We start from the raw sequence: 14,363 nt of genomic DNA on the forward strand, positions 1-14,363 counted from the left end.
TTTAAAAATACTTTTTTACTTTGGCATTGTTTTTGAAAAAACGTAAATAGAAAAAAATTATATTTACCACAAAAAAATAAAGATTTATGATTAGAAAAATTACACTTTTAGCATTTTTATTGATTTCATCAATAAGTTTTTCACAAATTGGACCTGTTGGACATTTAACCATTTTTTCTGAAGATGGTGATAGATTTACTTTAATTCTAAATGGAGAAGTAATAAATGATACGCCTCAAACTAACCTTAGAGTTGAAGATTTAAATCAACCATATTACAATGCAAAAATCAGATTTGAAGATAAAACTTTAGCTGATATCTCAAAAAATAACTTAATGATTGCTGATGTTGATGGAATTTTTTCTGATGTAACATACAAAATTAGAAGAGATAAGAACAACAGAACCAAAATGAAGATGAACTATTTTTCAGCTATTCCTGTTCAACCAGATTTTATTCCACCATCCAACGTACATGTTGTTCATTATGGACAACCAAGACCAGTTGCAACACAACAAGTAATTGTGCAACAACCTGTTGGTGGCGTTTCTCAAACAACAACTACTACAACCACACAAACTGGTGGAACCAATGTTGGAGTTGGAGTTAATATTGGTGGAGTTAATATGGGAATTTCTATAAACGACGGAATGGGAACAGGTGTAGTTACTCAAACCACAACAACTACAACAACAAATAATAGTTCTCAAGTAATAGTTGTTGACGAACCAATTAGAGGTTGTGGTGGAAGATCTTGTATGACATCGAGTAATTTTAATGCTGCGCTAGCAACCATAAAAAAACAGAATTTTGAAGATACACAACTAAAAACAGCAAAACAAGTCATTGCAGCTAATTGTTTAAATGTAGATCAAATTATTCAAATTGCTAATACTTTTTGTTTTGAAGACAATAAATTAGAATTTGCCAAATTTGCCTATGATTATTGCATTGAGCCAAGAAATTACTTCAAATTAAACGGAATTTTTTCTTTTAGTAGTAACGTAGACGAACTTTCTGACTATGTTCAGAGTCGTCAGTAAATTTTAAAAATATAAGATAATGAAGACCATCCAAATTAGGATGGTCTTTTTTATTTTTGTCCAAATAAAAAAAGCAATGCACCGTCATTTTCTACTTCACAAACCGCATGGTTATTTATCGCAATTTGTTTACGAAAAAAAGCGACATAAAAAGCTGTTGGGCGAATTGTATAATTTCCCCGAAAATACCATGGCAATAGGTCGATTGGACGAAGACAGCGAAGGTTTACTTTTGTTAACTACTGATGGAATGATGAGCGAAATCGTCAGAAGTAAAACCGTTGAAAAGGAATATTTTGCTCAAGTAGATGGAATTATCAATCAAGAAGCGGTCGAAAAATTAAAAAATGGTGTCGAAATTGGTTTCAAAGGCATTCGATATACAACCAAAAAATGTGAAGCCAAAATCATAACCGAACTTCCAACTTGCATTGGCGAAGGCAGAAGAATTCGAGATGAACGTCACGGACCAACTTCTTGGATTTCGATTACGTTAACCGAAGGAAAATTTCGCCAAGTTAGAAAAATGACAGCTGCAGTTGGATTTCCAACGCTTCGATTGGTTAGAATTCGAGTAGGAAACCTACATTTGCAAAACTTAAAAGCTGGAGAAGTTTTAGAAATTGATAAATTCAATGTCTAACAATCTAATAATCTAACAATCTAAATTAATGCTAAACATCGTTCTCGTTGAACCCGAAATACCTAACAACACCGGAAACATTGGTCGCCTTTGTGTTGGAACCGAAAGTCGTTTGCACTTAATAAAACCATACGGATTTGAAATTACTGATAAAAATTTAAAGCGTTCGGGTTTGGATTATTGGGTACATTTGGAATGGAACGAATATAATAATGTGGACGAATGGATGGCTCAAATTCCTGATAAATCAAGAGTTTTTTTGATGAGTTCTCATGCTTCTCATTCGATTTATGATGTGGAATATCAAGATGGTGATTGGTTGGTTTTTGGCAAAGAAAGCGTAGGTTTAAGCCAAGAAGTTTTAGCAAAATTTGAAAATCACCTCAAAATTCCAATGTCTAATCTGATTAGAAGTTATAACATTGCCAATTCTGTAGCATTTGTTATTGGCGAAGCGAGAAGACAGATTTCTTTGTGAGATTGAGAGATTGTAGGATTGAAAGAAGTATTTTGTCTTCAATCTTTAAATCCAAATGTCTTTATGTCTTAAAATTAGCATCTCGTATAACAAACTTCCCTTTTTGACTATCAAAAGTTATGGTTTCGTCTTTAAAAAGTGAATTGAAAACTCCTTTTGAAATCAAGTTACAAGGTTGATCTTGAACGATATTTTCTTCGGTCATGACAATCATTTCATCCGAAAGTTGAATAGCTAAATCAATATCATGTGTAGAAAAAAGAATACATTTATTAGTTTCTTGTGATAGTTTTTTCAAAAGTTTAAAAACCGAAACTTTATGAAATAAATCCAAATGCGTTGTTGGTTCGTCTAAAATAATAATGGAAGTTTCTTGTGCCAAAGCGCGTGCAATCATCACTTTTTGCAATTGTCCATCACTTATTTCAAAATGTTTTTTTTCGGCTAAATGCTCAATTTGAACCAAATGCATTACATCGTTTACAACTTTCAAATCATCATCAGAAAGTTTTCCCAGCCAATTGGTATAAGGTTGTCTTCCCAAAGCAATGAGTTCAAAAACGGTCAAATTGCTTGGTGGTAATTTTTCGGTTAAAACTAAACTTAAATTTTGAGCTAATTCTAATGTGTCAAACGAATTTATATTTTTTTCGGCAAAAAAAACATCGCCTGAAAGTGGCTTTTGAATTCCGGTTAAGGTTCGTAAAAGCGTTGATTTTCCTATTCCGTTGGCACCAACAAGCGTGATTAATTTATCCGAAGTCAGTTCCAAATTTAAGTTTTTGGCAATGACAATGGTTTCCTTTTTGGTTTTATAACCAATGGATAAATCGTGAGTTGCTATGATGGTTTTTTTCTCCAATTCTATTGAATAGTTATAGTGTACTCTTTTGAAACAGTGTCGTTTCCGAAGCAAATTCTATTATCATCTTCCCAAAAACCTTGCTCTTCATTATAATATTCTGGATAATCGATAGTAACAGTAACTTTAAAAGTATAAACGCCACCTTGATTTGCCGCACCGCCAAAATATAATCTTCTTCCTTGTTCAAAATAAGTCATTCCTGGTGGAAAATTTCCAGAAACTGAAAAATAATAGTCATAGTCATCATCATTGGAATCATTTTTTACCGATGCTGATATAAAATTACTGTAGCTTTGATTTGTATATCCTAATGGTAATGATTTTGAGTTCAATTCAGGTTTTGTACTTGCTATGCAATCAATTAATTCACTACAACTATTGAATGTTAGGAACAAAATTAATAAAGCGAGAAAATTTAAAATAGTTTTCAAATTCTATGTGTTTTTAAAAAAAAAAAATTAAATAGTTTTCCGTTTAATAATCAACCAAATAACAATCGGTGCGCCAACTAATGAAGTAATCGCATTAATCGGTAGCGTAAAATCACTCATCGGCATTTGAGAAATTAAATCACAAAGTAACATAATTATCGCTCCAATTAAAATCGTTCCAATAAAGAGTGTTTTATGATTACTAGTTTGAAATAATAGTTTTGTCAAATGTGGTACAGCCAATCCAATAAAAGCAATTGGACCAACAAAAGCGGTAATGCTTCCCGTTAAAATACTGGTTGAAAGTATGATGATGTTTTGCGTTTTTTTGAAATTCAAACCCATACTTTTGGCATAATTTTCTCCAAGCAATAATGCATCCAAAGGTTTCAAGGAAGTAATACTCAATAGTATACCAATAAAAATTACAATCGACAGAAAACCAATATTTTGCCAACTGATATTTCCGATGTTTCCCATTGACCAAAAAGTGTATTTCTGTAATTGTTCTGCCGTACTGAAATAGGTTAAAATATTGACTATTGCACTCGTAAAACTACTGAACATCAATCCTACAATCAAAATTGACATCACATCACGCAGGTATTTTGAAACTAAAATGATAAGCAATAAAACGAATAAACTTCCAACGCACGAAGCCAAAATTATTCCATAGGAAGAAACAAAAAATTGCGCAATTACAGCGGGTAAAAAACTAGAACCTAAGACTACAAATGCTACGCCAAGACTTGAACCCGAACTCAATCCCAAAACATACGGACCAGCAAGTGGATTTCTAAAAAAAGTTTGCATCAATAATCCACTAACAGAAAGTGAAATTCCAACTAAAATTGCAGTAACTGCTTTTGGTAAACGATAATTGGTAATGATATATTCCCAAGTTTCTTTTTCGACAGTTGAACCCAAAATACTTTTTACCACTTCTTTAATCGGAATGGAAACCTGACCAAAGGAAATGTTCAATAATAATGTCAATAGCAATAGCAATAACAAAAAAGTAAAAAGAGATATGTTTCTTTTTGAATTCAAATCTGTGATAATTTGTGTTTATTGTAACTTCTCAAAAAAGAAAGGTTCATAACCAACCAATAATTCCGGATGTAAAATTTTCACCAAATCTTTCAGCACTATATCCGGACGATTTGGTGCTAATTCGTAATATAAAACGCCACCAGTTTTTCCTCTTTTTCTTGTGAACGAATATACGTTTTTGTTTTTAAATGCATCAAATTGCGTATAATGTGGATTGGTATCAGTCATTTCTTTTAAGGTAGAAAATTGTCCCGAAGTTAACCAAATATCGGCATTTTTGGCTTTTTCAAAAACTGTTTCAAAGGATAACGACAAACTTCCGGTTCCAGTTGTTTCTTGCCATAAATAGTTGGCATTGGCTTGTTTTAACAGCAAACTTCCCCAACTTGTTCCGCGTGGCAAATACCATTTGTCTTCAAACATATCGCCAGCCAAAACCGTTGGAGTAGCAGTAGCTTGTTTGGCAATTTCGATGGTTTTTAAATAGTCAGTTTCAATTTTGTTAAATAATTCTTCGGCTTTTTTCTGTTTGCCAAAAATAGCTCCGAAAAATTTAATCCATTCCGCTTTTCCCAATGGTGTTTCTTCATTCCAATCGCCGTTAAGCATTACTTTTAAACCACTTTTTTGCAAATTATCTAGCGTTGGATTGTTGTTGTCAATGCCATAACCAATGATGACATCGGGTTGCAAATCGAGTATAACTTCAGTATTGAGTGATTGATTATTTCCGAGTTCTTTAATCTTTTTTTGTTCTATTAGCGTTCTCACTTTTTCCGAAGAAATATAATCCAAATTAGGAAAACCAATTAGTCTTGTCTCTTCGTCAAGCATTTCCAATGACGGAATATGTGTTGTTGAGGTAACCACAATTTTCTGAATTGGAACGCTGATAATTGGATTTTGAGATAAACTGTCAGGAACAATTCCATTTTTCTCTTTTAGGATGTAAGTGTATGTTTTTGTAGCTTTTGGCCAAGGATTTTTAACCGTAACGATGCTAAAGCCATCATAATTTTCAATGGAAAAACCTTTAGCATATTTTACCGTATTTTCAACAGAAATTGTTTTATCGAGTTTGGTTTCGGTTTTGCATTGAACGAATAAAAACAGCACAAAAATTTGTGAAAAGGTTTTGAAAATGGATTTCATTGGAAAATTTTTAGCAAAAGTAATCTTTTGTTATTAATAATTTAATATACATTTGCACTCGAATTTTGGTTGCATTTTTAGTATTTAAAATTGCATTAAAAGGGAATTTGGTTAAAATCCAAAACTGTACCCGCAACTGTAAGCTATAAACGAGTTGTTAACTACATGTCATTGTTTGCCACGGCGAATGAGAAGACGAACAACATCGATGCAAGTCAGGAAACCTGCCTTTATTCATTGAGTAACAAACTTTCGGGAAAAAAGGTTTGGGTATGGGTAAATTCTATGCTTTTCTCCCAGTATTTTTAAATTATTGTTTAACTAAAAAATGAAAAAAACAGTAAAAATCAGTGCGTTTTTTGCATTGGTATCGACTTGTGTTTTGGCACAAGAAAAAGATTCTCTAAGTATCAATCCATTGAAAGAAGTGGTAATTTCGGATACTAAATTTGCTCTCAAAAAAGAAAAATCGGGAAAAGTTATTGAAGTGATAACTGCAGAAGATTTAGCAAAAAAATCAGGACAAAGTTTAGCAACCGTTTTAAGTCAAGTTGCTGCTGTTGAAATCAATGGAAATCAATCGGCTAACGGAAAGAATTTGGGTTATTACATTCGTGGCGGAAAAAATCGCCAAGTTTTAATCATGATTGATGGAGTTCCTGTTACTGATGCTTCTGGAATTAATATTGAATATGATTTACGTTTATTACCTGTAGAACAAGTGGAACGCATTGAAGTAATGAAAGGTGCGGCAAGTACGCTTTATGGAACTGGCGCAGCAACTGGAGTTATCAATATTACGTTGAAAAAATCGGCTAAGAAGGAAATTCAAGGAAATGCTTATGTAAATATTGGTTCCAATAATACTTCGGAAAACAAAAAATACAACGGTCAAGATTTTAATCAAGGAATTTCGGTGAATGGCGAAGTTAAAAAAGTGAATTATTTTGCAGGTTTCAACAGCACTGAAACTAGCGGAATGTCGCAAATTGCTGAACCTGTTGGAACAAAATATGAAGAAGATCGTTTTTCGAGACAAAATGCAATAGCAAAATTAGGTTTCAAAGCCACGGAAAAATTGACGCTTGATTTCTTCGGAAATTATGACAGAATTAAAAATGGTTATGATTTTGCTTTTGACAATACCGGCTTTAATGATACCGATGTAAACGAAACAACTTCGGAGCAAGTTCGTTTTGGGTTTTTGCCAAAATACAAGTATAACAAAGGTGAATTTGTATTAAATTCAGGATTTACCAAAATAAAACGAGATTACAATGAGTTGAATTCATGGACAAATACTACCGATTATTCTTTGTACGAATCGCGAAGTGTTGTTTTAGACGGATTTAATAAGTATAATTTTAATAATGAATTTGCTTTGATAGTAGGAGCAAATTATCAGTTTCACGATATGTTGAGCCAAACGCCATTTACAACTATTGAAAATGAAGCGGCAAAATTTAATATTTTGGATGGTTATACAACTTTAGTTTATAATTCAAGTTTTGGATTGAATGTAAATGCTGGAGCACGATTGAATACGCACAGTCAATATGGTAACAATGTAGTGTATAATTTTAATCCTTCATATAACTTCAAAACGAGTTTTCCGTTGAAAGTTTTGGCTTCCTATAGTACAGCTTTCATCACGCCAAGTTTGTACCAATTGTATTCAGAATATGGAAATACTGATTTAACTCCGGAAGAAAATGCAACAATCGAAGCTGGTTTTGAAACCGAATTATGGAACAAAAAGATAAAATTAAGCGCAGTAGGTTTTTATCGTGACCAAAATGATGCTATTGATTTCTTCTATAATCCAGATACTTTTGAAGCTTATTATGTTAATGTTGATGGAAAAAGTAAAGCAAAAGGAGTTGAAACTACGGTTTCAGTTGCTTTAACCGAAAAAGTTAGCTTAAACGGAAATTACACTTTTACACAAGTTGATAAAGTGTTGGACAGATTAATTCCAAAGCACAAAGCCAATGCAAGTATTGATTTTCAACCAACCAAAAGAACTTTGTTTAACCTAAACTACCAATATTTTAATGCTAGAAATGATGCTTTTTATAATGGAACAACTTTTGCTGTGGATACAATCCAATTGGGTTCGTATCAGTTGTTAAATGCTTTGGCAAAATATGAATTAATTCAAAATAGACTAACTGTTTTTGGAACAGTAACAAATATCTTTAACGAAGAATTTGTTGAAAATGCGGGTTATTCCACACGAGGAAGAAACTTTAAATTAGGTGTAAATATTGTTTTATAAATAGAAAAAGCGGCTTTCAATTTGAAAGCCGTTTTTGTTAATAGTATTATGGATTAATTTAAATTATTAATTTTGAAAAAAAAAATGAAACTCGTTTTTGCTTCCAACAACAAAAATAAAATTAGAGAAATTCAAATTTTGGTTCCAAATGATATTCAAATTTTGAGTTTGGAAGAAATTGGTTGTGTTGAAGAAATTCCCGAAACGGCAGACACTATCGAAGAAAATGCGATTTTGAAAGCCAATTATGTTACCCAAAAATATGGTTACGATTGTTTTGCTGACGACTCGGGTTTAGAAGTCGATGCATTAAATGGCGAACCAGGCGTTTTTTCAGCAAGATATGCAGGCGAACCTAAAAATGATGATAATAATATGGATAAATTATTATCAAATCTAAAAGATAAAATCAATAAAAAAGCCAATTTCAAAACGGTTATTTGCCTGAATTATAAAGGAAATCAGCAGTTGTTTACCGGAATTATTAATGGTAAAATTATTGAAGAAAAAATAGGAAACAATGGTTTTGGTAATGATCCAATTTTTGTTGCCGATGGATATTTAAAAACCTTCGCTGAACTTTCTATTGAAGAAAAAGCAAGCATCAGTCATCGTGGAATTGCTGTAAAAAAGTTAATAGATTTTCTTAAATAAAAGTAATGTTTTGAATAAAAATAACTTCTTACTAACTGGTTTTCTAATTGTTATTGTAAAGTTAAAAATAATAACACATTGATTTTCAGTAAACGACAAATTAGTTTATATCGTTTTTAAAACCTACCTTTGCACCGAATTTTAAAACAATATATGAATAAATTTGAACAATTAGGTCTGAATGAGTCGTTACTGCTGGCGATCAAAGATCTAGGATTTGAGAATCCGTCAGAAGTACAAGAAAAAGCCATTCCAGTCTTATTGGAACAAGAAACAGACTTAGTCGCTTTAGCACAAACAGGAACGGGGAAAACAGCAGCTTTTGGTTTTCCGCTAATTCAAAAAATCGATGCCGAAGACAGAAGTACACAAGCGTTAATTTTATCACCAACGCGTGAGCTATGCTTACAAATCACCAACGAGATTAAACAATACTCAAAATATGTAAAAGGTTTACATACAGTGGCAGTTTATGGTGGTGCAAGCATTACAGAACAAGCCCGAGAAGTAAAACGTGGAGCACAAATCATTGTGGCAACTCCAGGTAGAATGCAAGACATGATTAATCGTGGATTGGTAAACATCAAAAACATCAACTATTGTATTCTTGACGAAGCAGATGAGATGTTGAACATGGGTTTTTATGAAGACATTGTATCGATATTATCCGATACTCCAGATGAAAAAAGAACGTGGTTATTCTCTGCAACAATGCCTACAGAAGTAGCTAGAATTGCAAAGAGATTTATGCACGAACCTGCAGAAGTTACTGTAGGAAGCAAAAATTCAGGTTCAAAAACAGTTTCTCACGAGTTTTACGTAGTAAATGCTCGTGACAGATACGAAGCATTAAAACGTTTAGCCGATGCTAATCCAGATATTTTTTCAGTAGTTTTTTGTAGAACAAAACGTGATACACAAGCAGTTGCAGAAAAATTAATTGAAGATGGATATAATGCTGCTGCTTTGCACGGTGATTTATCGCAAGCGCAACGTGATGGTGTAATGAAATCATTTCGTGGACGTCAAATTCAAATGTTGGTTGCAACCGATGTTGCTGCTCGTGGTATTGACGTTGATAATATTACTCACGTAGTAAACTATCAATTGCCAGACGAAATTGAAACCTACAATCACCGTTCTGGTAGAACAGGTCGCGCAGGTAAATTAGGAACTTCAATTGTTATTGTTACCAAAAGTGAGTTGCGTAAAATCTCTTCTATTGAAAGAATTATACAACAAAAATTTGAAGAAAAAACTATTCCATCAGGAATGGAAATTTGCGAAATTCAATTGTTGCATTTAGCAAATAAAATTCATGACACTGAAGTTGACCATGAAATAGATAGCTATTTGCCTGCAATAGAAGAAGTTTTTCAAGATTTATCTAAAGAAGAATTGATCAAGAGAATGGTTTCTGTTGAGTTCAATAGATTTATCAATTATTACAAGAAAAAACGTGATTTATCTGGTGAAAAATCAGAAAGAAGTTCATCTGAACCAAGAGAAAATAGAGCTGGCGATCCAGTTCGTTATTTTGTAAACATTGGTGCTCGCGATGATTTCGATTGGATGCAATTGAAAGATTTCTTGAAAGAAACATTGGATTTAGGCAGAGATGATGTGTTTAAAGTTGATGTAAAAGAAGGTTTCTCTTTCTTTAATACCGATGGCGAACATACCGATAAAGTTATGTCAATTCTAAACGGATTTGATCTTAACGGAAGAAGAATAAACGTAGAAATTTCTAAAAACGATGGCGGAAGTTCTTCAAGACGTGACCACAACGGAAGAAGTACTGGTGGAAGACGTGATGGCGGATTTAGAGGAGACAGAAATTCTGGTGGAGAAAGAAAATCATCAGGCGGTTTTGGACCAAGAAAAGAAGGCGGTTTTAGAAGCGACAGAAATAGTGATAGAAGTTCTTCAAGAAGAGAGCCAGGTTCATCTCAAAGAGAAGAAAGAGTGCCAAGACGTTCCTCAGAAGGAAGTTCTGATAGACCAGCAAGTCGTTCTTTTGACGCAGCAAAAACAAGAAGACCAAGAAGAAGTTAATTCTTTAAAATAACAATTTTTATAAAATCCAAATTTTAATACTGAACTGTTGAAATTTGGATTTCCCTTTTTAAATAAGCTTCTTTTTGTTAATTTTCTTCTAAATCTCAGCGCAACTATAAAATATCTTAAAAGAGTTTCATACTTTTAAACCATCAAAAACAACTATGAAATATTTTACACTTTTATTTTTACTTTTTATTTCTTCAAACATCACTGCTCAAGAAGATAGTAATGTTCAAAAGGTAATTGGAACAATTGTTAACGATAATACTTTGTTTCCAATTCCAAATGCTAATGTTATTAATATTAACAAAGTAAAAGGAACAGTGACAAATCCTCGTGGTTATTTTGAGCTTGAAGCAGAAGTAAACGATACGTTGCATATTACTTTATTAGGTTATCAATCTTTGCGTGTTCGCGTAACTAACGATTGGATTAAAAACGGGAATGCAAAAATTCAGTTAACCGAAAAAGCCATTGCATTAGAAGAAGTTATCGTAAAAAAATATAACTTAACAGGATATCTTGAAGTCGATTCAAAGCTAATTCCTGAAAAGGAAAATTATCGTTACAGTATTTCTGGTTTACCAACAGCTTATGAAGCTGGTGAACGTTCGCCAAATGCTTTTACAAGAGTTTTAGGTTCGATTTTCAATCCAGCCGATATGTTATATAATTTCTTTGGAAATAAACCTAAGGAATTGAAGAAATTGAAGCAGATGAAAAAAGACGATACGGTTCGATTACTCTTAGAATCTAAGTTTGATAGAGAAATGATATCCGTTTTACTTGGTGTTGATAAAAAAGAAATAGCCGAAATATTACAACGTTGCAACTACTCAGAATCGTTTGTACAAACGGCTAACGATTTGCAAATTTTGGATGCTATCAGCGAATGTTATGAGCAATACAAAGTATTGACTAAAAAGCACGAGAAATACGTGAAAGAGTGATTTTTTTGTCAAAAACTATAATGAAGCGTAATATCGTTCTTCGATTCGCTTGATATCTTTAATTGAATTTTTTGTCCAAGTTAATCGTTTTTCTAAAATTTCCTCATCATTTAATTTCCAATTAATGTTGGATTGGCGTAGGCGAGAAGTAATATCTTGAATAATTATCGCTGCCGAAACCGAAATGTTCAAACTTTCGGTAAAACCAACCATTGGAATTTTCAAGAAACCATCGGCTTGCTCAATAACTTCTTGAGACAAACCTTGTTTTTCGGTTCCAAAGAAAATCGCACTTGGTTTAGTAATATCAAACTCGTGAAGCATACAACTGTCGTTATGTGGTGTTGTAGCAATGATTTGATAACCTTTTGCTCTAACGTTATCAATGCAGTTTTGCATACTGTCAAATCGATTGATATCAACCCATTTTTGCGCACCCATTGCAATTTCGGTATCAATTCGTTTTCCAAATTTTTGTTCTACAACATTCAATTCCTGAATACCAAAAACCTCACAACTTCTCATCACAGCACTTGTATTATGAAGTTGATAAACATCTTCCATGGCAATAGTAAAATGATTGGTTCTGTTTGCCAAAACTTCTAAAAATCGTTCTTTTCGGTTTTCGGTTAAAAAATCTTCTAAATAGTCGAGGAATTTAAGGTCAATCGCCATAATTTTAGTATTGATTTGCAAAATTAGTATAAAAAACTATTCACTAATGACTATTCGATAATCACTAATCACTATTTTTGCATTCGCTTTAATTTAAAACTACTACAAAATATGGCAATGAATAAAAATACAGTACTAGCTTGGGCTACATTTATCATGATTGTAATGGGTTTAATTCTAATTGGTTTAGGTGTTTACCGTTATGCAGATGTTGCTGGTTGGGGTTTTGGCGCAGTTGGTGTTGGTTTTTTAGCTAACGCATGGGTTTTCAATTCGTTAAAAGGAAGAGTGTAATGAAATTTTAAATTTTAGATATCCAATATTAAATATCTAAAAATGAACATCAATATTTAAAATCTAATATCAAATATTTAATATAAAATGTCAGACGATAAAAAAGTAATATTTTCAATGCAAAAGGTAAGCAAAGCTTATCAAGGCAGTGACAAACAAGTTTTAAAGAATATCTATTTGAGCTTTTTCTATGGAGCAAAAATTGGTATTTTAGGTCTAAACGGTTCGGGTAAATCATCTTTACTTCGCATTATTGCTGGAGTTGATAAAAACTATCAAGGTGATGTTGTTTTTCAACCAGGTTACACGGTTGGATATTTAGAGCAAGAACCACAATTAGACGAAACCAAAACCGTAATCGAAATTGTTCGTGAAGGTGTTGCAGAAACAATGGCTATTCTTGATGAATTCAACCAAATCAACGATATGTTTGGTTTGCCAGAAGTTTATGAAGATGCAGATAAAATGCAGAAATTGATGGACAGACAAGCAGATTTGCAGGATAAAATTGATGCTGCTGGAGCTTGGGAAATCGATAATAAATTAGAAGTTGCTATGGATGCGCTTCGAACTCCAGATGCTGATACGCCAATTAATGTATTATCTGGTGGAGAAAAACGTAGAGTTGCACTTTGTCGTTTATTATTACAACAACCTGATGTATTGTTATTGGATGAGCCAACAAACCACTTGGATGCAGAAAGCGTACTTTGGTTAGAGCAACATTTAGCACAATATGCTGGAACTGTAATTGCAGTAACGCACGATAGATATTTCTTAGATAATGTTGCTGGATGGATTTTGGAATTGGATAGAGGTGAAGGTATTCCGTGGAAAGGAAACTATTCTTCTTGGTTAGACCAAAAATCAAAACGAATGGAACAAGAAGAAAAAGTAGCTTCTAAGCGTAGAAAAACTTTGGAACGAGAATTAGAATGGGTTCGTCAAGGTGCAAAAGGAAGACAAACCAAGCAAAAAGCTCGTTTACAGAACTATGATAAACTCTTAAATGAAGACCAAAAAGAATTAGACGAAAAATTAGAAATCTATATTCCAAATGGTCCAAGATTAGGAACAAATGTAATTGAAGCTAAAGGTGTTGCAAAAGCATTTGGGGAAAAATTATTGTATGATAATTTGAATTTTACGTTGCCACAAGCAGGAATTGTTGGGATTATTGGTCCAAATGGTGCTGGAAAATCAACTATTTTTCGAATGATTATGGGCGAAGAAAAAGCCGATGCAGGCGAATTTCAAGTAGGTGAAACAGTTAAGATTGCTTATGTTGACCAATCGCATTCGAACATTGATCCAAATAAATCGATTTGGGAAAACTTTTGCGACGGACAAGAATTAATTATGATGGGCGGAAGACAAGTAAATTCAAGAGCTTATCTTTCTCGTTTTAATTTTGGCGGAAGTGATCAAAACAAAAAAGTTTCAGCACTTTCTGGTGGAGAAAGAAACCGTTTGCATTTAGCAATGACGTTAAAAGAAGAAGGTAATGTTTTACTTTTAGATGAGCCAACTAACGATTTAGATGTTAATACATTACGTGCATTGGAAGAAGGTTTGGAAAACTTTGCTGGATGTGCTGTTGTAATCAGTCACGACAGATGGTTTTTAGACAGAATTTGTACGCACATTTTAGCATTTGAAGGAAACTCAGAAGTATATTTCTTCGAAGGAAGTTTTTCTGAATATGAAGAAAATAAAAAGAAACGTCTTGGAGTTGATGCAACACCAAAACGAATTAAGTATAGAAAGTTAATCAGAAATTAACATT

General features: G+C 32.9%; 13 protein-coding genes, 1 pseudogene and 1 riboswitch. Of the genes and pseudogenes, 9 read left to right on the plus strand and 5 right to left on the minus strand.

Annotation, left to right across the window (positions count from 1 at the left end):
- Positions 1-86: 86 nt before the first annotated feature.
- From IAI56_RS01690 to IAI56_RS01700, 3 genes are all read left to right on the plus strand, one after another.
- A complete protein-coding gene (locus IAI56_RS01690; protein ID WP_187656227.1) occupies positions 87-1,043 on the plus strand; it encodes a proline and serine-rich protein 1 family protein in 957 nt (318 codons plus the stop codon).
- 76 nt (positions 1,044-1,119) lie between these two features.
- A complete protein-coding gene (locus IAI56_RS01695; RefSeq protein WP_187656254.1) occupies positions 1,120-1,686 on the plus strand; it encodes a pseudouridine synthase in 567 nt (188 codons plus the stop codon).
- A gap of 28 nt (positions 1,687-1,714) precedes the next feature.
- Complete coding sequence (locus IAI56_RS01700; protein WP_187656228.1) at positions 1,715-2,164, plus strand: tRNA (cytidine(34)-2'-O)-methyltransferase; 450 nt, start codon at positions 1,715-1,717, stop codon at positions 2,162-2,164.
- Positions 2,165-2,225: 61 nt separating this feature from the next.
- On the opposite strand, the pseudogene IAI56_RS01705 reads toward IAI56_RS01700, so the two are convergent.
- The 4 genes and pseudogenes from IAI56_RS01705 to IAI56_RS01720 all read right to left on the minus strand — a co-directional run.
- Positions 2,226-2,957 (minus strand): annotated as a pseudogene (locus IAI56_RS01705) (ABC transporter ATP-binding protein); the annotation flags it as partial.
- Between the two features lie 71 nt (positions 2,958-3,028).
- The gene (locus IAI56_RS01710) at positions 3,029-3,460 is read right to left on the minus strand and encodes a hypothetical protein (protein WP_187656230.1); all 432 of its coding nucleotides are present in this window, start codon (positions 3,458-3,460) and stop codon (positions 3,029-3,031) included.
- A 27-nt stretch (positions 3,461-3,487) separates the two neighbouring features.
- Positions 3,488-4,510, minus strand: coding sequence for an iron ABC transporter permease (locus IAI56_RS01715; RefSeq protein ID WP_187656231.1), 1,023 nt, complete (start codon positions 4,508-4,510; stop codon positions 3,488-3,490).
- A gap of 18 nt (positions 4,511-4,528) precedes the next feature.
- Positions 4,529-5,665, minus strand: a complete 1,137-nt coding sequence (locus tag IAI56_RS01720) for an ABC transporter substrate-binding protein (RefSeq protein ID WP_187656232.1) — start codon at positions 5,663-5,665, stop codon at positions 4,529-4,531.
- Between the two features lie 49 nt (positions 5,666-5,714).
- Positions 5,715-5,911: riboswitch (cobalamin riboswitch) on the plus strand.
- Positions 5,912-5,993: 82 nt separating this feature from the next.
- On the opposite strand from IAI56_RS01720, the gene IAI56_RS01725 reads away from it, so the two are divergent.
- The 4 genes from IAI56_RS01725 to IAI56_RS01740 all read left to right on the plus strand — a co-directional run bounded on the left by IAI56_RS01725 (position 5,994) and on the right by IAI56_RS01740 (position 11,608).
- A complete protein-coding gene (locus IAI56_RS01725) occupies positions 5,994-7,943 on the plus strand; it encodes a TonB-dependent receptor plug domain-containing protein (RefSeq protein ID WP_187656233.1) in 1,950 nt (649 codons plus the stop codon).
- Positions 7,944-8,027: 84 nt separating this feature from the next.
- Positions 8,028-8,597 (plus strand): non-canonical purine NTP diphosphatase, encoded by a 570-nt coding sequence (locus IAI56_RS01730; protein ID WP_187656234.1) that lies wholly within the window; start codon positions 8,028-8,030, stop codon positions 8,595-8,597.
- 153 nt (positions 8,598-8,750) lie between these two features.
- The gene (locus IAI56_RS01735) at positions 8,751-10,652 is read left to right on the plus strand and encodes a DEAD/DEAH box helicase (RefSeq protein WP_187656235.1); all 1,902 of its coding nucleotides are present in this window, start codon (positions 8,751-8,753) and stop codon (positions 10,650-10,652) included.
- A 167-nt stretch (positions 10,653-10,819) separates the two neighbouring features.
- Positions 10,820-11,608: a carboxypeptidase-like regulatory domain-containing protein gene (locus tag IAI56_RS01740; protein WP_187656236.1), complete on the plus strand. Its 789-nt coding sequence runs from the start codon at positions 10,820-10,822 to the stop codon at positions 11,606-11,608.
- Between the two features lie 15 nt (positions 11,609-11,623).
- On the opposite strand, the gene IAI56_RS01745 is transcribed toward IAI56_RS01740, so the two are convergent.
- Positions 11,624-12,283 carry a TrmH family RNA methyltransferase gene (locus tag IAI56_RS01745; protein ID WP_187656237.1) on the minus strand — a complete coding sequence of 220 codons (660 nt, stop codon included), beginning with the start codon at positions 12,281-12,283 and terminating at the stop codon, positions 11,624-11,626.
- A gap of 111 nt (positions 12,284-12,394) precedes the next feature.
- Here IAI56_RS01745 and IAI56_RS01750 point away from each other — a divergent pair, with 111 nt between their 5' ends.
- Complete coding sequence (locus IAI56_RS01750) at positions 12,395-12,577, plus strand: CAL67264 family membrane protein (protein WP_187656238.1); 183 nt, start codon at positions 12,395-12,397, stop codon at positions 12,575-12,577.
- A gap of 87 nt (positions 12,578-12,664) precedes the next feature.
- Positions 12,665-14,359: an energy-dependent translational throttle protein EttA gene (gene ettA, locus IAI56_RS01755; RefSeq protein ID WP_169523254.1), complete on the plus strand. Its 1,695-nt coding sequence runs from the start codon at positions 12,665-12,667 to the stop codon at positions 14,357-14,359.
- Positions 14,360-14,363: the final 4 nt, after the last annotated feature.

It is taken from the genome of Flavobacterium macrobrachii, assembly GCF_014486675.1.
Lineage (GTDB): Bacteria > Bacteroidota > Bacteroidia > Flavobacteriales > Flavobacteriaceae > Flavobacterium > Flavobacterium macrobrachii.

Bases quoted from the DNA above. Each gene is read 5' to 3' on its own strand.
- IAI56_RS01690 (WP_187656227.1), top strand. From the start codon at position 87: ATGATTAGAAAAATTACACTTTTAGCATTTTTATTGATTTCATCAATA.
- IAI56_RS01695 (WP_187656254.1), top strand. From the start codon at position 1,120: ATGCACCGTCATTTTCTACTTCACAAACCGCATGGTTATTTATCGCAA.
- IAI56_RS01700 (WP_187656228.1), top strand. From the start codon at position 1,715: ATGCTAAACATCGTTCTCGTTGAACCCGAAATACCTAACAACACCGGA.
- IAI56_RS01720 (WP_187656232.1), bottom strand. From the start codon at position 5,665: ATGAAATCCATTTTCAAAACCTTTTCACAAATTTTTGTGCTGTTTTTA.
- IAI56_RS01725 (WP_187656233.1), top strand. From the start codon at position 5,994: ATGAAAAAAACAGTAAAAATCAGTGCGTTTTTTGCATTGGTATCGACT.
- IAI56_RS01730 (WP_187656234.1), top strand. From the start codon at position 8,028: ATGAAACTCGTTTTTGCTTCCAACAACAAAAATAAAATTAGAGAAATT.
- IAI56_RS01735 (WP_187656235.1), top strand. From the start codon at position 8,751: ATGAATAAATTTGAACAATTAGGTCTGAATGAGTCGTTACTGCTGGCG.
- IAI56_RS01740 (WP_187656236.1), top strand. From the start codon at position 10,820: ATGAAATATTTTACACTTTTATTTTTACTTTTTATTTCTTCAAACATC.
- IAI56_RS01745 (WP_187656237.1), bottom strand. From the start codon at position 12,283: ATGGCGATTGACCTTAAATTCCTCGACTATTTAGAAGATTTTTTAACC.
- IAI56_RS01750 (WP_187656238.1), top strand. From the start codon at position 12,395: ATGGCAATGAATAAAAATACAGTACTAGCTTGGGCTACATTTATCATG.
- ettA (WP_169523254.1), top strand. From the start codon at position 12,665: ATGTCAGACGATAAAAAAGTAATATTTTCAATGCAAAAGGTAAGCAAA.